16 protein-coding genes are annotated in these 18,137 nt (G+C 54.8%); 7 read left to right on the top strand and 9 right to left on the bottom strand.

Going from position 1 to position 18,137, the window contains the following annotated elements; translation table 11 throughout:
- Positions 1–235: 235 nt before the first annotated feature.
- Together PKO01S_RS18250 and PKO01S_RS18245 are read left to right on the top strand one after the other, a co-directional pair.
- Positions 236–1,129, top strand: coding sequence for an ATP-binding cassette domain-containing protein (locus PKO01S_RS18250; protein ID WP_127532876.1), 894 nt, complete (start codon positions 236–238; stop codon positions 1,127–1,129).
- Positions 1,126–1,914 (top strand): ABC transporter permease, encoded by a 789-nt coding sequence (locus PKO01S_RS18245; protein WP_127532875.1) that lies wholly within the window; start codon positions 1,126–1,128, stop codon positions 1,912–1,914. The genes PKO01S_RS18250 and PKO01S_RS18245 overlap by 4 nt, the downstream gene beginning before the upstream one ends.
- An 83-nt stretch (positions 1,915–1,997) precedes the next feature.
- Here the strand turns inward: PKO01S_RS18245 and PKO01S_RS18240 are convergent, their stop codons facing one another.
- The 5 genes from PKO01S_RS18240 to PKO01S_RS18220 form a co-directional block, all read right to left on the bottom strand.
- On the bottom strand, positions 1,998–2,777 hold the full coding sequence (locus PKO01S_RS18240; protein WP_127532874.1) for a TetR/AcrR family transcriptional regulator: 780 nt from the start codon (positions 2,775–2,777) through the stop codon (positions 1,998–2,000).
- A gap of 112 nt (positions 2,778–2,889) precedes the next feature.
- Positions 2,890–4,701 (bottom strand): LamG domain-containing protein, encoded by a 1,812-nt coding sequence (locus PKO01S_RS18235; protein ID WP_127532873.1) that lies wholly within the window; start codon positions 4,699–4,701, stop codon positions 2,890–2,892.
- A 182-nt stretch (positions 4,702–4,883) separates the two neighbouring features.
- Entirely contained in the window at positions 4,884–5,330 is a 447-nt protein-coding gene (locus tag PKO01S_RS18230; protein WP_127532872.1) for a GNAT family N-acetyltransferase, read from the bottom strand.
- Positions 5,331–5,530: 200 nt separating this feature from the next.
- Positions 5,531–5,764, bottom strand: a complete 234-nt coding sequence (locus PKO01S_RS18225; RefSeq protein ID WP_127532871.1) for a hypothetical protein — start codon at positions 5,762–5,764, stop codon at positions 5,531–5,533.
- A gap of 187 nt (positions 5,765–5,951) precedes the next feature.
- A complete protein-coding gene (locus tag PKO01S_RS18220; protein ID WP_127532870.1) occupies positions 5,952–6,554 on the bottom strand; it encodes a TetR/AcrR family transcriptional regulator in 603 nt (200 codons plus the stop codon).
- Between the two features lie 175 nt (positions 6,555–6,729).
- Between PKO01S_RS18220 and PKO01S_RS18215 the strand changes: the two genes are divergently transcribed.
- From PKO01S_RS18215 to PKO01S_RS29395, 4 genes are all read left to right on the top strand, one after another.
- Positions 6,730–7,380 carry a peroxiredoxin-like family protein gene (locus PKO01S_RS18215; protein ID WP_127532869.1) on the top strand — a complete coding sequence of 217 codons (651 nt, stop codon included), beginning with the start codon at positions 6,730–6,732 and terminating at the stop codon, positions 7,378–7,380.
- Between the two features lie 197 nt (positions 7,381–7,577).
- Positions 7,578–8,249, top strand: coding sequence for a response regulator transcription factor (locus PKO01S_RS18210; protein WP_127532868.1), 672 nt, complete (start codon positions 7,578–7,580; stop codon positions 8,247–8,249).
- Positions 8,246–8,686, top strand: coding sequence for a hypothetical protein (locus PKO01S_RS29400; RefSeq protein ID WP_246070628.1), 441 nt, complete (start codon positions 8,246–8,248; stop codon positions 8,684–8,686). Before PKO01S_RS18210 ends, PKO01S_RS29400 begins: the two co-directional genes overlap by 4 nt.
- Positions 8,687–8,710: 24 nt before the next feature.
- A complete protein-coding gene (locus PKO01S_RS29395) occupies positions 8,711–9,250 on the top strand; it encodes an ATP-binding protein (protein WP_246070627.1) in 540 nt (179 codons plus the stop codon).
- Positions 9,251–9,709: 459 nt separating this feature from the next.
- Here the strand turns inward: PKO01S_RS29395 and PKO01S_RS18200 are convergent, their stop codons facing one another.
- The 4 genes from PKO01S_RS18200 to PKO01S_RS18185 form a co-directional block, all read right to left on the bottom strand.
- On the bottom strand, positions 9,710–11,698 hold the full coding sequence (locus PKO01S_RS18200; protein WP_127532867.1) for an ABC transporter permease: 1,989 nt from the start codon (positions 11,696–11,698) through the stop codon (positions 9,710–9,712).
- Positions 11,695–12,456 (bottom strand): ABC transporter ATP-binding protein, encoded by a 762-nt coding sequence (locus tag PKO01S_RS18195; protein WP_407669668.1) that lies wholly within the window; start codon positions 12,454–12,456, stop codon positions 11,695–11,697. Before PKO01S_RS18195 ends, PKO01S_RS18200 begins: the two co-directional genes overlap by 4 nt.
- 120 nt (positions 12,457–12,576) lie before the next feature.
- Entirely contained in the window at positions 12,577–13,809 is a 1,233-nt protein-coding gene (locus tag PKO01S_RS18190) for an MFS transporter (RefSeq protein WP_127532866.1), read from the bottom strand.
- A gap of 39 nt (positions 13,810–13,848) precedes the next feature.
- A complete protein-coding gene (locus PKO01S_RS18185) occupies positions 13,849–14,289 on the bottom strand; it encodes a MarR family winged helix-turn-helix transcriptional regulator (RefSeq protein ID WP_127532865.1) in 441 nt (146 codons plus the stop codon).
- 204 nt (positions 14,290–14,493) lie between these two features.
- Here PKO01S_RS18185 and PKO01S_RS29390 point away from each other — a divergent pair, with 204 nt between their 5' ends.
- The gene (locus PKO01S_RS29390) at positions 14,494–17,844 is read left to right on the top strand and encodes a DUF6359 domain-containing protein (protein WP_407669667.1); all 3,351 of its coding nucleotides are present in this window, start codon (positions 14,494–14,496) and stop codon (positions 17,842–17,844) included.
- The last annotated feature ends 293 nt before the right edge of the window (positions 17,845–18,137 follow it).

Raw genomic sequence — 18,137 nt, 5'->3', positions numbered from 1 at the left:
GGCAGAACACCCTCTCGAGCATGATTTAGTTCGACCTCGCTCGAAGTCGAACGATGGCTATGGCCCATAGTATACGCCGCCGCGCAGCCTTCCACAATGGAACGACGACATACTTTCCAGGCCAGAAGATCCTCTTCCAAGCGGACCTCGAATCCGTCTCCAGATGGAGTCTATTTAAATGTGTACGTCATATACTGTTTATGTAATCAACAATTACTGAAACGGAGGAACTCCCGTGACAATCCACTCCATCGAAATAGCGGGCATCCGCAAAAAGTTCGGCGAACAAACGGTGCTGGACGGCATTCATCTTAACGTGGCCAAAGGATCGGTCTTGGCGCTGCTCGGACCGAACGGAGCCGGCAAAACGACACTCATTCATATTCTATCGACCTTGTTCCCGCCTGATGAGGGGAACGCACGAATCGAGGGGCATGATGTCGTCACCGCCCGGGATGAGGTGCGCCGCTTAATCAGTCTGACCGGCCAGTTCGCCGCAGTCGACGAGGTGCTCACCGGCTATGAGAACTTGATCATGATGTGCCGGCTGTCCGGCTTATCCGCTGCGCAAGCCCGGGCCCAAACCGCCGAACTGCTGAAGCGGTTCGACCTCGAAGGCGCGGCGCACAAACGGGTGAAGGCTTACTCCGGCGGCATGCGCCGCCGACTCGATCTAGCTGTCAGCCTCGTCGTCAGGCGCCCGGTCCTGTTTCTTGACGAACCGACAACGGGACTCGACACGGTCAGCCGCCGCACGCTCTGGGACATGATTCTGCAGCTCAAGCAGCAAGGAATGACGATTCTGCTCACCACGCAGTATTTGGAAGAAGCTGAGCTTCTCGCCGACGAGATTGCCGTCTTGAACGGCGGGCACATCGTCGCCTCAGGTACGGCTGCAGCGCTCAAAGCGCGGGTCGGCAGCGAAGTTATTGAGCTGCGCAGCAGCAGCGATGAAGTCATTCGCACGATCCCGACAGACGGAAGCGTTCAGCATGTCCGGCATACGTTGAACGAAATCGCCGCTTTATATCCGGCAGACTCGACTATAACGCTGCGCAAGCCGAGCATGGATGATGTGTTCGTCGCGCTGACCGCGCCGCAGCAATCGAAGGAGGCTTCACTAGCATGAACCAAGCTCAGCCTGTACCTAAACCCGCTTCACTCGCCGTGACGAACGCCGTATTCATTGGCCGCAGCATCCGCCATAGTCTACGTAATGTCGAGTCGTTAATGATGGCCATCATGCTGCCGGTCATGTTGATGCTGCTGTTCACTTATGTATTCGGCGGAGCGATCGATCCGGGCGGCGATTATGTGAATTATGTCGTTCCAGGCATCATTCTGCTGTGCGCCGGATTCGGTTCTTCCAGTACGGCCGTCGACGTCGCCACCGACATGACGAACGGCATTATCGACCGGTTCCGGACGATGCCGATCCGCAGTCTAAGTATCGTGACCGGACACGTCGCCGCCAGCCTCGTGCGCAATCTGCTCGCGACGGCCATTGTCATCGGCGTTGCATGGCTCGTCGGCTTCCGGCCTAATGCTTCGTTGGCCGAATGGCTAGGCGCGCTTGGCCTCATTGTCTTGTTCATCCTTGCCTTCACTTGGCTGTTCGCTGCAATCGGACTCGTTACTGGCAGTCCGTCCGCCGCCAGCGGATACGGATTTATGCTGTTGTTCCTGCCCTACCTGTCAAGCGCGTTCGTCCCTACGAGCTCGATGCCGTCTTGGCTCCAAGGGTTCGCAAACCATCAGCCGATTACGCCGGTCATCGAAACGATCCGGGGACTGTTGACCGGCACGCCGATCGGGGATTATGGCTGGCAGGCGATCGGTTGGAGCGCCGCCATCCTAGTGCTCGCACTCGCCTGGAGCGCTTTCTCCTTCCGGCGGAGGGGCGGGCGGCGGTAGGAACGGACATACCAAGAAAATGGGGCTCTGCCGAAGTCATTATGATGATGACTTCGGCAGAGCCCCTTTTGGTCGTTGTATGCTTAGCCGTTCGTCCTCTGCTGCAAGTAATGTTCGATCCCGTCCAATATCCGTTCGAGCCCGAATTCGAGATCGTTGCCGATCGGATTGTCGGCCTCATCCGTGTAAGACCCGGACATAATAAGCGGGTGAAGGAACGGGAATCGGTCCGGCTTCACAAGCTCCCGCAGCGCATCGCCGTAGCCGGCACCGCCGAATTGCTCCGGACTGCCCCCCTCCGCTAAGCTCCGGTCCATATCGCGCATAATTAAGCCGCAGGCGCGCGAATAGCTGCTGAGCAACAGCAAGAGCGACATTTTCTCAAAGTCGTTCAACGGGAAGTTCCGCATAATGCGAAGCACCCAATCGATCGCCTGAAGATTGCCCGGCGTGAGCGGAATGCCCGTAATCGGGATATCGCCGAACCACGGATGCGCCCGGAATAAATCGACACAGGCCCATACGTATTCCCGCATTTCCTGGCGCCAATCTTTGTCCGGATCGAGCGGCGGAATCGTGATTTCGCATACTGCATTCTGCATCAACACCAGCAAGTCTTCCTTGCCCGTAATGTAACGATACAGCGACATCGACGTAAATCCGAGCGACTGGGCGACTTTGCTCATCGATACGGCCGCCAGCCCGTCCCGGTCGGCGATTTCGATCGCTGCGCCGACGATTTTCTGAATGCTAAGCTCGCCCTTCGGCCCTCTTCGCGACTGCTTGACGATCCCCCAGCTAAGCGCAACACCTGGCGGCAGCTTATGGATCGCTTTTCCCTCCTGATCATCGCTGCGGTTCACGCTGCTACACCCTCCATTAACAGCCCGTATTCCAATAAATGTTTATTGTATATACAGTATAGCACAACCAGCCGTTTTGCCGCTTCGCGCAACAAGAGCTGCCCCGGATCGTTTAAACGAATTGCGCAACTCCGGCCGACAAATGCTCGATTATGCTGCGCAGCACGGCAAGCCCTGCCTCCTCGGCCTCGCGTGCATCGTTCAATAGCCGAATCGCCTCCGAACGAAGCTGCGGATCGGTCGTATCCGCCCCGTGCGGGAACGGGAACAACTTGCGCAGACGGAGCCATGACCGATAGCTCGACAAGTAAGCCTCGGCGGCATCGAGCATGAGCCGCTGCAAAGTATGATCCTGTATCGCCATGCAATGCGTAATGGCGGACTGCGAGAAGAACGGTATCAAATATTGCCGTGTCGATGTGACCCATAGCAGATTGTAGCTCGTGAAGAATGAGGAAGCGGAGCCCGTCTCGAAGGCGGTCTTCCAAGCCTCGATCGCGGCGATGCCATTCCGGCGTCCATCCCCCGCCTCTTCCGAGCCATCGATATGCGAGATTGCAAGCGAGAGCGCTTGCCGTAACGTTTCCTTGTAGCTTCGGTCCTGCAGCTCTCCGTACCGGGTGACGCTGAGGTGCGGCTGCGGATACTCGGCCTCATCCCGCTCCCGAAGCGCCAGAATGAACATCTCCGGCTCGATCGGACGCCCATTCAACGGTCGCCGCCCGAACTCGTCATAAGACAGCTCCCCGCCGCCCTTCGTATTAATATCTTGGATGTTCAGAACGCGCTTCTTGTCATCGTAGCCGTAGATCAATCCATGCTCATAATTGTTCAAATTCCATCCCATCACGGGCAGGCCGCGCTGAATGCTGTCCCGCATCATATACAAAGCACGGTCGACGGTGTCCTCTTCCCAATCCCCGCCGTACAGGTTAGCTGCCAGTATGTCCATTTCGAAGCCCAGTACGCCGAGCGCGGACCGGAGCAGGCTGCCGTCGCGAAGCATATTCATCGGAGCTACGGTCGTATCCGTATTAATGGCGAACCCGAGTCCCGTATAGACGAGGACCTGCGGCCATTCGACCGGACGGTTCGAATACTGCATAATGCCGTATAAGGACAAAGCGAACGCGTTATAGCAGTCGTTCCATTCGAGCGGCCGGTGATCCAGCGTCTTGCGGACGCGAATCGGCTTGTTCAGCCATTTATTCTTGGATGCCGGTTTGCGCGGGGCTGCTTGAGGCGGCGGCGCAGGCGACCACAGCGGATCGCCCGTATAGCCGTGCTCCGTATACAGCTCCGCAGCCTCGCCGTCCGAGAGCGCCCGGTTATACAGCCGAATATCGTCCAGTGCGCCGTGGAACCAGAACCGCTGCTCATCGGAATTTTTCTTGCCGATATAGATGGGCTCGTCCGCATTTAACCCGAATTCGCCCGCCTTCGTGTCCTGCAATTCGCCGTTCAAATAAAGCTTATGCTGCCCCTCTCCATAAACGGCGACCAGATGAAACCATACACCGGGCTGAATCGGCTGCTTGGATATCGCATCCTGTGTTCTCCTCATCCGATGCCATGTCACGAACGGGCCCTTCGTGCTCAATTGGAACACGCGTCTGGATTGGTCCTGCTCACGCCCATGATCGTCCTGCGAGACGATCGCGCTGTTCCAGCCTTTGAGTGCCGCAGACTCATCGTACTTCACCCACACCGACAGCGAGAAAGCGTCCGCGTTCAGGTTCGAGTGAGGCGCAAGCACGATATGACCGCCCTCGCCTAAGAAGGCATAGGCACGGTCCGGTTCTCCGAGCCGGTTAGCCGTAAGGACAGCCCCCGACACCGTGCCGTGATGGCCCGACCCGCTCGTATCCTCTGCGTTTCCGTTAAACAAATATTCGGCTACAAGACCTTCCCGCAAGCTGCTCATCTCTATTCCCCCCGAATGGAATTGACTATCGTCCTAAAATGATTCGATATTCTAGATGCCACAGCTTCTTGGAATCTAACAGAAATTATATAAAATAACCTATTTCTAAATTAGCGTTGCTATAAACTGAAGTTTTAATCGTAATAAGACTGCCGGCGGGTGCCGACAGTCCGTGTAGATTGCTAACCTATTTTCAGCAGACGTACGATTTCGCCATCTATTAGGTCTTCACTAATTTTTGTAAACCCTAAAGATTCATACAACTTCCCCGCACTGTGATTGTCGGGCCGATGTCCGATCATTATTCTTGTACATTTGGAGTCAATAATAGACTGAATCAACACTTTCAAGGCCGCCCTGCCATAACCTTTACCTTGATGCTTGTCATCAATCATTACGGCAGGAATCCAATAGTTATCGTCCTGGTCTGGTTTCGTACAAAAGACGATAAACCCCACTAGAACCTCTTCCGAATAAACAGCGCGCAATTCAAAGTCATCCATATACTTAGATTCTGCAATCCAATAAACGACAGGGGCAGGAAAGACACTAAGCTGTTCTGGCTTAACTTTGAGATGAGTACATTCATACCAATTTTCAATAGAAACGGGCTTCAATATAATTGCCATACGATAATTCCTCCCAAGTTAACGTTGCAGAGGAATTCATCCTCTGCGGTTATTTCATAACCTTTCTTTTAGCCGTTGTCATATTTCTCATACCACATCACACCTCTCGGGAATAAGTACATCGTTATTGTAATAAGTTCATTTCCTTATTTAATATTTCCTTCTTTCAATATTGAAATAAAAAAGCACCGCTACCTCGCTTAGGCAGCAATGCTTCTCTCGTTCTTATTCTTATATCCGTTCATCCGCTCCGCCGCCTCGCGAAGCTCTGCCAGCAGTTGGTCCAGCTCGGTGCGCAGTTCCTGCAGTTCTTTCTTGCACTGGAGTTGCAACCGGTCCAACTCCATCCCTTGTATGCTGCCTGTTCTAATCTGATAAGTCAGCTTGTTGCACATCGTCTCGCTGTCGCTAATCCGGTACTCTGTCATATTCATTATCGTTTTTTCTCCCCTTTATCGTTTGATCCCATGATAAAGGCGCATTATTATCGACAAATTAAAACAATATTAGCGGAATGTAAGAAAAATGCATGATGCATTCCCGTTCGGATAAAACTTCTAACGAACTCAGCAGCTCTTATTTTACCGAAATCAGCCAAAGTTTGACCGTAACGAACCCCTTTTACCGGCTGTTGCCCGCGCACATCCCCTGCAAATAAGCCGACAAACTTTCGATGTTCATCCGGACATGCCGGTTATTGCCCTCCAGCTTGCTGAGCATAATGCCGCCTTCCATAACGGACAGCGTAAAAGTCGCAAGCGCATCGGCATCAAGCCCCGCTTTGAATTCGCCTGACTGGATCCCGTCCGCAATAATCCGCTTCATCCGCTTAAGCGTGGCGTCCATCCCCTGATAGGCTCTGGCCCGCAGCACGGGATGGCTGTCGTCGCTCTCGGTCGCCAAGTTCAGCAGCGGGCACCCGCCTATGAACGGAGGGTCCTCCACGACATTCGCGTAGACGCGAAGAAACGCGAGCAGCCGGTCCATCGCCGTCTCCTCCCGGTCGAGCGCCGCTTGAATCGTTTCGTTCACGATATGGCCTGCATATTGATACGCCTCAATGGCTATTTCGTCCTTGCTCGCGAAGTAACGGTAGATGCCGCCCTTCTTAATGCCCGTCGTCTCCGTAATGTCGGACAAGGACGAACCTGCGTACCCTTTCTGGTTAAACAGTTCGGCAGACTTGGCAATAATGTGCCTGCGCGTATTCTCGCCCTTCGTCAACGCCGTTTCCCCCTCTGCCTGCTAATGCTCCGAATCGTTCTCATCTCTCCCATTATACCAAATGAAAATGTGCTTTTCACAAAGCTTTCCATCTGGTATAGTAAAAAATACCGATCGGTATCTTTTTACTATACCAGGTCATTTTCCACGAAGCATTAAGGAGGAGAGAGAACGTATGGAGTTGAATTTGAAACCGCAATTAGACGAGACGAAGCAGCTGTTTATGATTAGACAACCCGAAGAGGTTCAATCCGCATTATTCCGGTTAATCCGCGAGCAGCAGCAGTCGGGCGAGGTGTATGGCTTACAGGAGGGACAACAAGCCCCGGACTTTACCTTAACGAGCGCAACCGGCGCCGAAGTCCGCCTGTTCGATCAGCTGTCGAGCGGCCCGGTCGTGTTGGTGTTCTATCGCGGAGCCTGGTGTCCATACTGCAATATCCAACTGCGGGCTTATGAGCGCATTCTGCCTGAAATCCAGGCTCTCGGCGGACAGCTTATCGCCCTATGCCCGCAGAAGCCCGACCACACCCTCACTCAGCAAGAGAAAGAACAGCTGACTTTCCACGTCCTAAGCGATACGGACGGAACGGCTGCTTCTTCGTTCGAGGTCTTGTTCGAAGTTCCGCCGTATGTTCAGGACATCATGCTGAATAAGTTCAAAATTGACCTGACCGACTACAATGCCACAGACCGCTGGATACTGCCAATCCCCTCGACCTTCATCATCGACCAGTCGGGCGTCACTCGTTCCGCTTACGTCAATCCCGACTTCATGCAGCGCCAAGAGCCGCAAGACATTCTCGAACGGTTAAAAAATCTGTAAGCTTATCATCTTCAAAATGGCATGAGCATTCCTCTGCTTCCATGACACCCTGACATCTCTGACTCTGACTTCGACTCTAACTCTGACTCTGAGCGAGCGCTCCGACTGCCGTTCTATGCTATAATATGGCTGTTTGCAGCATGCTGAAGCAGCAGCCGACAGACTCAGAATCAGAATCGGAATCGGAGGAATCCCGCTTGTTTCGAATCTTGATCGTAGAAGACGATGAGAAAATAAGTACAATCGTAGCGAATGCGCTTCGCAAATGGCAGTTCGAGGTGAAGGAGACGTCCGCATTCGAGCATGTCATGGACGATTTCCGAACGTTCGAGCCGCAGCTGGTGCTGCTCGACATTAACCTGCCGGTGTTCGACGGATTCTACTGGTGCCAGCAAATCCGCGTCGTCTCGAAAGTGCCGATCATCTTCCTCTCCTCGCGCAATCATAATATGGATATCATCATGGCCATCAACATGGGCGGAGACGACTTCGTGCAGAAGCCGTTCGACCTCGACATTCTCGTCGCCAAGGTCAATGCCATGCTGCGCCGCAATTACACCTATCAGGACGAGAGCCTGCAGCTCGCGCACCGCGGGCTGGTCTGCCGTCTGTCCAGTTCGTCTGTGGAATACAAGGAGCAATCGACGGAGCTGTCGCGGAACGAATTTATTATTCTGCAGACGATGATGCGCAATATCGGGAAGATCGTCTCCCGGGACGCGCTCATGCAAGTGCTATGGAACGACGAGCAATTCGTCGATGACAATACGCTGACCGTTAACGTGAACCGGCTAAGGCGCAAAATCGCTCTGCTCGGGCTGGATGAATTCATCTCCACGCGCAAAGGAATGGGGTATATCGTCGAATGAGCTTCTGGCGGTTTCTGAAGTACGAGCGCCCTTACCTGCTGCTGTGCGCCGCCGTCTTCTTGCTGACGGCCGCCGTGTTCGCAACCGATGCCCAAGCCTCGTGGAGCTGGCAGACTTTCTTCTATGCGGCCAGTCTCGCCGCTCTCGTGCTAGCCGCCTTCCTCGCTCACCGGTACCTGAAGAGCATTCAAGCCTCCCGTCTCAGCCGTTTGGACGAAACGGAGCCTCTGTCGCTGGAGGCCGAAGCTTACCGCGAGGCGCTCGAGACGATGCGCATCGAGCATATCCGGGGCTTGAATGAGGTGCAGGCGAAGCAGAAGGAATATTACGACTTCATCCTTTCGTGGTTCCATGAGATCAAGACGCCGATCTCCGTCATCCGGCTCATGCAGCAGACCGAGATCGAACCGCGCAGCCTGGAAGAGGAAGTATCCTGAATCGAGCACTATGTGGACCAAGCCTTGTATTATGCTAAGCTGGACAATTTTAATCAGGATTATGAGATCGTGAACTGCGAGCTGGAGCAAGTCGCGAAGGAAGCGGTCAAGGCGCATGCCAAGTCGTTTATCTCCCGCAAGGTTCGAGTCCAGCTCGACATTCCGCCTGCGGTCACCGTGCAGAGCGATAAGAAATGGCTGTCGTTCATCGTCAGCCAGCTCGTTTCGAACAGCTTGAAATATTCGGGCGCGAGCGGCGAGATCACGATATCGGCGCTCGCGACGCAGGAGGAGAAACGGCTCATCATCCGGGACAATGGCATCGGTATCGAGGCCAAAGACTTGCCGCGCATATTCAATCGCGGCTTCACAGGCGCGAATGGCCGCTCGCATGCGACGTCGACCGGCATGGGGCTGTATTTGGCCCAAGAGTTGTCCAAGAAGCTGGGGCACTACTTGACCTGCGAATCGGCTGTCGGGAACTACACGGAGTTTACGATTCATTTCCCGAGAAATGCGGACCCCCATCTTCAGACGGTACGGCGCCATGATTTCGCGGATTAACAAACCGACTAAATACGAGAAAGGCTGTCCCGCAAGTCATGTCATGACGGGGACAGCCTTCTTTGTGCAATTATGCTCGGATCAGCCCCTCTGCTGGAGCCAGCCATGCAGCCCCTTACCTTCATTGCACTTCATACAATGAGATTAGGCTGGTTAGCGCGAAAATGTAGGGTTCATTGCATTCCATACAATGAGCAAACACGAATGCAAGCGGAAGCGACACCTTCCGCCGGTCGATCCGCTTCGGGCGTTGTATAGAATACAATGAGTCGCTCCACACGAGAGTTACGGATTGTTTTCATTGTACGGAATGCAACGAGGGCGAAGGAAACGCGGCGGAGAAACTTCCGCTAGGAAGGGAATTCATTCTATTTTGATATCCAGAAAGGGCTCTCCCAAAGCAGTCGTTACCGACCACTGCTTGGCGTGAGAGCCCTTTGCTGCGTCCGCGCTATTGTGTTAATTCCGCTGGCTTACGATCCGGTAGTACAGATTGACCGATGACATATAAAACATCACATACACGAGGAAGTAGACGCCGATGATTCCCCACGTGATGCCCGGTAATTCGGGGAAATCGCTGACGGAGTCCAGTATATACGCCTTAATGATCGACCAGCTGTACAGAATGCCGAGCGCGAGCGGCGGCAGGAAGACGAACAGCAGTTGCTTGCGGATGACGCTCTTGATCTGCCGTTCATCGATGCCAAGCTTGCGCAGAACCGCATACTGCTGCCGTCCGTCCGTCGCTTCCCGCAGTTGCTTGAAGTAGATGACGCTGGCCAGCGCGAACGTCGCCAACAGCGCAAGGAAGCCGCTGGAGAACAGCATAAGCGACGAGCCTTCGATCTGCTTGGAATAGACGTCCGCGAACGAAGAATAGTAAGCGCCACTGGACGTCTGCTTAACGATTCCATGCACTTGGACGGACAGCTCCTCGGCGGTCTTCGCGTTCTCGATGCCATACATTTCGAACATCCGCTTGCTGGCATCCGGCCGCAGCCTCTCATAGGCTTCGTTGGAGACGACCAGCACCGCCGGCTTCTTATCCATCGAGTTAACCGGGTCCGATGCCCAGCCTAAGTATGCGTAATCTTTCTTCTCCGCAAGCACGAACGTGAATGACGTTTCTTGGCCGGAGTCCGCAGGCAGCAGGCTCACCGTAAATTCCCGCCGCTCCTCTGAACGATAGGCTTCAGGGAAATCGGTTCCTTGCGACAAGGCGACCGCCTCGTTCCCCTGCAGCGATACGTGCCGGTCGTCACCGCGAATATCGACGATCTCGTTATATTCATGTTCCGGCACAAGGAGCATATCCGTCGAATACAGTTCCGGACTATCGAAGGCGAGGCCTCTATCCGACGAAGGATGGGCGACCAGCGTTTCATGCGTCAAGTGGAACCTAGCCGGGTGCCCGGAGCTGCTGATGATGCCGTCGATTCGTTCGTTCGCTGCCTTGTCCAACGATTCGAATGCGATATCGTTCGGCAGGTTGCGTCCTACTGCTTCGAATTGCACCTTATAATTGATTGTCATGAAGCACATCAGCATCATAATGACAGCGCCGAACAACGTGATGAACGTCAGGTTCAGCGTGTTGCCCCGAATCTGGAAGCGCAGCGCGGACGTCCACAGCACCGTATGTCCCTCATGGTACTTCCGCCCACGGCTCATGGCGCGCAGCACCCAGCCTGCGAATTGCCGGAAGAACAAGTACGTGCCCGCTATAATGCCAACGGTTACCGCAATCAAACCAGCCGCTGAATAATCCGTCCAAATCACCGATTGCTTGCTGGTATAGATGAGTGCGAAGGCAATACCGATCAAAAGAACAGCCGCAATCGCCCGCCATGCAGACACCGGAACCGGCTTCTCCGCCTTGGCCTTGGCGCGGAACAATTCGGTCAGTTGCAGCCGGTTCACCATCACATAGCTCTGCACGCTAATAATGACCGCCAGCAGAAGGAATAAAGCAGCCGTGCCTGCAATGGCCGGAGCCGGGAACGACAAGGAAATCGTCTGATCGTACTGCATCAAATTCATCAGCAGCATGCCGAACAGCTTGGACAGCAGCCCGCCGAGCAGCACACCTGCCAGAAGCGCAACCGCTCCGAGCGCCAGCGTCTCGTAGAACACCATCCGCACAACTTGCCTTTCGCTTAATCCATACAGCAGGTACATGCCGAATTCCTTGATGCGCTGGCGCATGAAGAATGAATTGGCGTACAAAATGAAGCAAACAATAAACAAATACACGACGACCGAAGCGATATTGCCTCCCGTCCGGAACGTGTCCCGATTCTGCAGCGCGTTCATGACGTCTTCGTTATACATCAGCGAAGAGAAGGTGTACTGAATGATGACGCCTGCGATCATAGAGAACAGGTAAATCCAATACAGACGAAAGTTGCGCTTCACGTTACGGACCGTAAGCTGGAGCAAACTCATTGGCGTTTGCCCCCTATTAGACTCTGCGTATCGAGAATCCGGTCGTAGAACGTTTGCTGGCTCTGCTCGCCAGCGTAGAGCTCGCTTACGATGCCGCCGTCGCGCAGGAAGATGACCCTTTTGCAATAGCTGGCGGCGTAGCTGTCGTGGGTAACCATCAGAATCGTTGTCCCGAACGTCTCGTTCAGTCCGACGAGCTGCTCCAGCAGCTGCGTCGCGGACCGCGAGTCGAGCGCGCCGGTCGGCTCGTCGGCGAACACGATGGCCGGCTTCGTAATGATCGCGCGCGCCGACGCCACCCGCTGCTTCTGGCCACCTGAAATTTCACTCGGATACTTCGCCAGAATCGCTTCGATGTTCAGCGATTGCACGATCGGTCCGAGGCGGCTCTCCATCTCTTCCGTCTTGAACTTGCGAAGCGACAGCGGCAGAAGAATGTTCTCCTTCACCGTGAGCGTATCGAGCAGATTATAATCTTGAAAAATGAAGCCCATCCGCTCCTGCCGGAATTGCCGCATAGCCGCCTTCTTCATATCGAGCAGCGACTTGCCTTCCAGCCAAGCCTCGCCGCCGGACAGCCGGTCGATCGTGGACAGCACGTTCATTAATGTCGACTTGCCCGAGCCCGAAGGCCCCATAATCGCCGTCAATTCACCCGCTTGAACCGTCAGGTCGATATTGCGCAGCACGGGCGTCGTACCGTAGCTCTTCGATAAATTTCTGGTCTGTATAATGCTGCTTTCCATCATGGTTTCCATCCGATTACCCCTCTCGCCTTCTATATCTTTACTATAGTGAGGCTGCGGGTTCATAACCATCGATGTAAAATGCTCACAGGTGACGAAAATGTCACTTTGCCGGCATCCGGCGTTCGCAGGTCAGGCTGCGGCCGGCGCCGCCTTTTTACGATAAAGCGCATAGTACAGAACAGCGGTGAACGCGGTAACGATTGCCGATATGAGATACATCTCGCCGTAACCGGCTCCCGATGCGATGACGCCGAGCACATACGAGCCGATGCCATAGCCGAGGTCGAACAGGACGAAGAACGTCGCCATCGCCAACGGCTGGCGGTGACGAGCCGACTTCTTGACCGCAATCGTCTGGAAGCTTGGAAGCAGCGCGCCGTAGCCAAGCCCGCACACCGCCCCGGCCGACAGGAACAGCGCCTGCGACTGCGCCTGGCTCAGCAGATATAACCCGGCGGCGAACGCCGCAATACTCGGATAAATAATAAATTTCTCGTTATACCGGTCCAATATACGTCCGATTAACGGCCGTGGAAGGACAATCATAATGCCGAAGCAGACGAAAAAATAACTCGCCATCGATTCCATCGACATGCTGGAGGCATAGACGGAGATGAATGACGTAAGCCCGCTATAAGCGAATGCCGCGACGAATCCGGCCAGTCCGATCGGAATCGCGGACACTTCGAACAGGTCACGCCAACGGAACGGTGTTCTTTCTTGTCCGTTTGCCGGAACGGATTCGGATTCGGGGGCCGAGTCCAGAGCCGAAACAGACGCTTTGGCACCACGGGTACGCGTCATCATGCCGAGCACGAGAGCGAGCAGCGCGAAACCGCCGCACATCACGAACATCACCCGGTATCCGAAGTGAGAATTGATCGTCAGCCCGATGAATGGCCCGACAACCATGGCGAGACTCATAAACATACTGAAATAACCGATGCCCTCGCCTTTGCGGCTCTCGGGAATGATCTTCAACGCTACCCCGTTCGTCGACGTCGTCGCGACGGCGAAGCTGCCGCCGTTCACGAAGCGAAGCAGCAGAAGCATCGTAAAGCTGTAAATATTCAAATAATAGACAGCTGCCAGAAAGAACAGCAGCAGCGACAAGAAGACGATGCGCGAGTCGCCGAACCGCTCCATCCACTTGCCTGCGAACGGACGAATGAGGACGGCCGCGACGATGAACAGCGTCATCGAAAGCCCGATCTGCTGCTCGGATCCGTGCAGCGTCTCCTTCACATACACCGGAAGCGTCGTCGCCGAGGTGTAGAACGTTAAGAAGACGAAAAAGCTGCTTAAACTAATCGTAATAAAATGGGCATTCCACAACCTGTCGTTGCTCTCAGTAGTTCTCATGATGTTGGTTTCCCTCCCGTTGGTGCCGCGCCGGTCCATTTATTTGTCTAGTTGGCGGCGCCGTTCAATATTGCGGTTTAACTTGCCCATGAAAGCCCGGAACGCTTCGATCTCCGTGTCCGGGATGCCCGACAGCATATCCGCTACGAACTGATTCTCGACCGGAATCAAATCGACGGCTGCCGCTCTTCCAGCAGGCGTGATATGCATGAAGTAGGAACGCCTGTCTTCCGGATTCGGCTGCCGGCTGACTAACCCCTTGCGCTCCAACTGGTCCACTATTCGTGTGACATTGGCCGGGTCCTTCTCCGTCCGGTCAGCCAGCTCTTTCTGGCTGATCTTATCCTCATTATGCAGCGTCAACAGCAGCGACCACTGCTCGGATGTCAAATGATGCGATTGAAACAGCTGCGTGAGATTGTGCGACATTTTTCGGCCGGTATTAACGATCAAATAGCCGATGGAATCTTCCGGTTTCAACTTGAAACACCTCTTCGAGCAATTAGTTGTTATGACAATTATATTTATATCAATAATTCGCTCCCTTGTAAAGCTTGCAACGAATCATGAAAACGCTCAATTCCTATGCCAAATCTTAACTTCTGCTTGATGGTCAGCTAATATAGTCCGGTTATGCTCGTCCTGTATGCCTAATTCTATGCATTAATGGAGGAGAATGAGGAGATGAGGAAACGAATTGCAGCACGATTGCGGTGGTGGTGGATTACGGCTGCCGCGATGCTCATGATTTCGAATGCATTCGGGAGCGTTCCGTCTGCATCGGCAGCGAATGCGGATGGTTCATTAACCGTTGCGGAAGCTATCGCAGCCAACAGCGGAACAGCAACGGTGGAAGGGTATATCGTTGGCCATGCGACCGGTTCGTTGACGGCTAAATTCCAAGCGCCGTTCGCGAATGATTTTAATGTCTTGATCGCAGACTCGGCTGGCGAGACGAGCAATGCCAAGCTGCTGGACGTCCAATTGACGGCGTCTTACCGTGCAGAGTTCGGGCTGCAGACGAATCCAAGCCTGATCGGACGTAAAGTGAAAGTAACAGGTACGCTTGACGCCTATAACAACTACACGGGCTTGAAGTCGCCGACATCGGTGGCTTGGGTTACGGGCGGCACCACCGATCCAACTGATCCTACAGATCCTACAGATCCGGTCGATCCGGTTGACCCTACGGTTCCTGAGCTGCCGAATGGGACGGGCAAAAAAGTATTGTTCGACCAAACGCACGCTCAAACTGCCGGTGCAGCCGACTGGGTCATCGATGGCGCATTCTCTGACTTCGCCGACGGCCTGAAGGCTGACGGCTTCACTGTCGAATCGCTCGACCGCGCCGTTCCGTTCACGTTCGGCGAGCAGGCGATCACTTACGATAAGCTGAAAGACTACGACGTGTTCATTATTGGAGAAGCCGATAGTCCGTTCAAGGCGTCCGAGCAAGCCGCGATGCTGCAGTACGTGAACGGCGGCGGAAGCATCTTCTTCATATCCGATCACTACAATTCGGACCGCAACAAAAACCGCTGGGACTCCTCGGAGTCCATGAACGGCTACCGCCGCGGAGCATGGGACAACCCTGCCAAGGGCATGTCCGCTGAGGAAGCGGCCTCCCCGGCTATGCAAGGCGTGCAAAGTTCGGACTGGTTGGCGGATAACTTCGGCGTCCGATTCCGTTACAATGCCCTCGGCGATGTCGATAACATGACCGATGTCGTTGCTCCTAACCAAGCGTTCGGCATTACGGCTAACGTTGCGTCGGTCGCAATGCATGCCGGCTCAACGCTCGCCATTATCGATCCGACGAAAGCCAAAGGTCTCGTCTATCCGCCGTCCAACGTGCCGGCATGGGCGAACGCGGTCGACCAAGGCGTCTATAACGGCGGCGGTCGTGCGGAAGGCCCGTTCGCAGCGGTCTCCAAGGTCGGAGCAGGCAAAGCGGCTTTCATCGGCGATTCCTCGCCGGTCGAGGATGCGACGCCGAAATATTTGCGCGAAGAGAACGGCTCGAAGAAGACGACGTACGACGGCTTCAAGGGGGAGGCGAACGATGCAACGTTCCTCGTGCAGACAGTCGAATGGCTCGCTCTCAAGGAAAGCTACACGAGCCTGAATCAAGTAGCCGGCCTGCAGCTTGATCCTAAGACGCAGCTGCTCGCCAGCGAGACCCCGGCATTATCGACGGAACCGCAACCGGAGCCATGGGCCGCTCCTGAGGCGGGTTACAAGTGGTACGATCCGACGACGTTCAAGCCGGGCTCATACGGCGCAACTTCTCAGCCTGTTTCCAATCCGCAGTTCGCATTCGTTCACCAGAGCACGCTGCCGAACGCGAGCACGTTCCAAGTTCGGGTAACAGCGGACAACCTGCTGCCGGGGCAGACGATCTCAAATTTATCGGCCGGTATTTACCTGACGGGCGGCTCGCAAGTCGCGAAGGTGCAAAATGCCGACGGCACTTGGCCTTCCGGCTATGGCTACAGCTCGGCATTCTCCCTGACTGCCGATGCGACCGGCCACGCTTACCGGGATTTGAACGTACAGATTAATCCTTCGGCTTCCAGTGCGGCGAATCTCCGTCTACGGCTGAACGGCAGCAACCAGATTACAGAGCCCGTTACGATCGGCAATGTGCCGGCGGAGCCGCTGCCTGAGGACCACCCTCCTGTATCAGCTCAAATCTCTATAGCTGCAGCGCGGCAAGCGGCCGACAGTACGCTCGTGACAGTGGAAGGCGTCATTACGTCGGAGCCCGGCTTGTTCGGCGGCCAAGGCTTCTACTTGCAGGATGACACAGCGGCGATCTATGTCTATCAAACAGCCGCAGGCTATCATACAGGCGACAAAATTTCGATCAGCGCTAACAAAACAACGTATAACACGGAGCTTGAGTTGACGGACCCTGTCATTCTCAAGGTGACCGGAACGGCAAGTGTGCCTGCACCTATTGTTCAGCCTTCGCTTAGCGAGAGCAATCAAGGACAGCTGGTCACGCTTGAAAATGTTACGATCACGAACTACATCACGGCGTCGCCTGCGGGCTCCTTCGAGTTCGATGCTGTTAATGCCGCGGGTTCTACGCATGTACGCATGGATGCGCGTACCGGGATCAACATGGCCGGCTTCCAAGCGGAATATCCGGTGGGCAGCGTTGTGAACGTGAGCGGCATTTCGGCTATCTTCAAAGGCGTCTACCAGCTTAAGCCGCTGTCGGCCAGCCATGTCGTGCACGCTGTTCCAGCCGATACGACAGCACCTGCGGCAACGGTTGCCTACAGCACGCTGGCTCCGACGAACGGCGCCGTTACGGCGACGATTACGCCAAGCGAGCCCGTAACGGTGACGAACAACGGCGGTTCGCTCAGTTATACGTTCACGGCTAACGGCAGCTTTACGTTCGAATTCGCGGATGCTGCGGGCAACACGGGCAGCGCTACGGCCGTTGTCAGCAATATTGATACGACCACTCCTACGGCAACGGTTGCCTACAGCACGCTGGCTCCGACGAACGGTGCCGTCACGGCGACGATTACGCCAAGCGAGCCCGTAACGGTGATAAACAACGGCGGTTCGCTCAGTTATACGTTCACGGCGAACGGCAGCTTTACGTTCGAATTCGCCGATGCTGCGGGCAACACGGGCAGCGCTACAGCCGTTGTCAGCAATATCGATACGACTGCTCCTTCGTTCAATCTGACGGTCGACCGTCCTGTCATTGCATCGAACAATCACGTAATGGTGACGGTTCATGTTACCGTCGACACAGACGGCGGCTCCGATATTGCCTCCATCGTGCTCGCGTCGATAACGTCGAATGAGCCGGACAACGGACCAGGCGACGGCAATACGACCGAGGACATCCAAGATGCCGAGTTCGGCACGTTGGATACGACATTCAGCCTCCGTGCGGAACGTTCCGGCGGCGGCAGCGGACGGATCTATACCATTACCTACACCGCAACCGATTTGGCCGGCAACACAGCTTCCCAGTCGGTGCAGGTGCTCGTTCCGAAAGGCAATTAACGAACGGTACCGGCGTAGTCATTGGCGTAGACATTTGCCATAGGCACGGGTATAAACAAAGGCAAGCCGCAGACATAGACACAGGCTTAGACACAGGTATAGTCGCAGGCATAGTCGCAGGCATAGTCGCAGGCATAGTTGCAGGCATAGTTGCAGGCATAGTTGCAGGCATAGTTGCAGGCCATCCCTACGGGATGGCCCTGTCTGTGGAAAGCCTCAGTCGGCATTCCTGAACTTGTTTAAGTCCCCATCGGTTGGCCGATCATGCTTTCGTTGCACTTTGTACAACGAAA

The organism is Paenibacillus kobensis NBRC 15729, from assembly GCF_004000825.1.
In the GTDB taxonomy this organism is placed as follows: Bacteria; Bacillota; Bacilli; order Paenibacillales; family Paenibacillaceae; genus Paenibacillus_T; species Paenibacillus_T kobensis.
The sequence above is the reverse complement of the archived record's forward strand: the minus strand, read 5'-3'. Positions and strand labels throughout refer to the sequence as shown.

Coding starts and splice junctions, on each gene's coding strand:
- PKO01S_RS18245 (WP_127532875.1), top strand. CDS start 1,126: ATGAACCAAGCTCAGCCTGTACCTAAACCCGCTTCACTCGCCGTGACG.
- PKO01S_RS18235 (WP_127532873.1), bottom strand. CDS start 4,701: ATGAGCAGCTTGCGGGAAGGTCTTGTAGCCGAATATTTGTTTAACGGA.
- PKO01S_RS18230 (WP_127532872.1), bottom strand. CDS start 5,330: ATGGCAATTATATTGAAGCCCGTTTCTATTGAAAATTGGTATGAATGT.
- PKO01S_RS18225 (WP_127532871.1), bottom strand. CDS start 5,764: ATGAATATGACAGAGTACCGGATTAGCGACAGCGAGACGATGTGCAAC.
- PKO01S_RS18215 (WP_127532869.1), top strand. CDS start 6,730: ATGGAGTTGAATTTGAAACCGCAATTAGACGAGACGAAGCAGCTGTTT.
- PKO01S_RS29400 (WP_246070628.1), top strand. CDS start 8,246: ATGAGCTTCTGGCGGTTTCTGAAGTACGAGCGCCCTTACCTGCTGCTG.
- PKO01S_RS18200 (WP_127532867.1), bottom strand. CDS start 11,698: ATGAGTTTGCTCCAGCTTACGGTCCGTAACGTGAAGCGCAACTTTCGT.
- PKO01S_RS18195 (WP_407669668.1), bottom strand. CDS start 12,456: ATGGAAACCATGATGGAAAGCAGCATTATACAGACCAGAAATTTATCG.
- PKO01S_RS18190 (WP_127532866.1), bottom strand. CDS start 13,809: ATGAGAACTACTGAGAGCAACGACAGGTTGTGGAATGCCCATTTTATT.
- PKO01S_RS29390 (WP_407669667.1), top strand. CDS start 14,494: ATGAGGAAACGAATTGCAGCACGATTGCGGTGGTGGTGGATTACGGCT.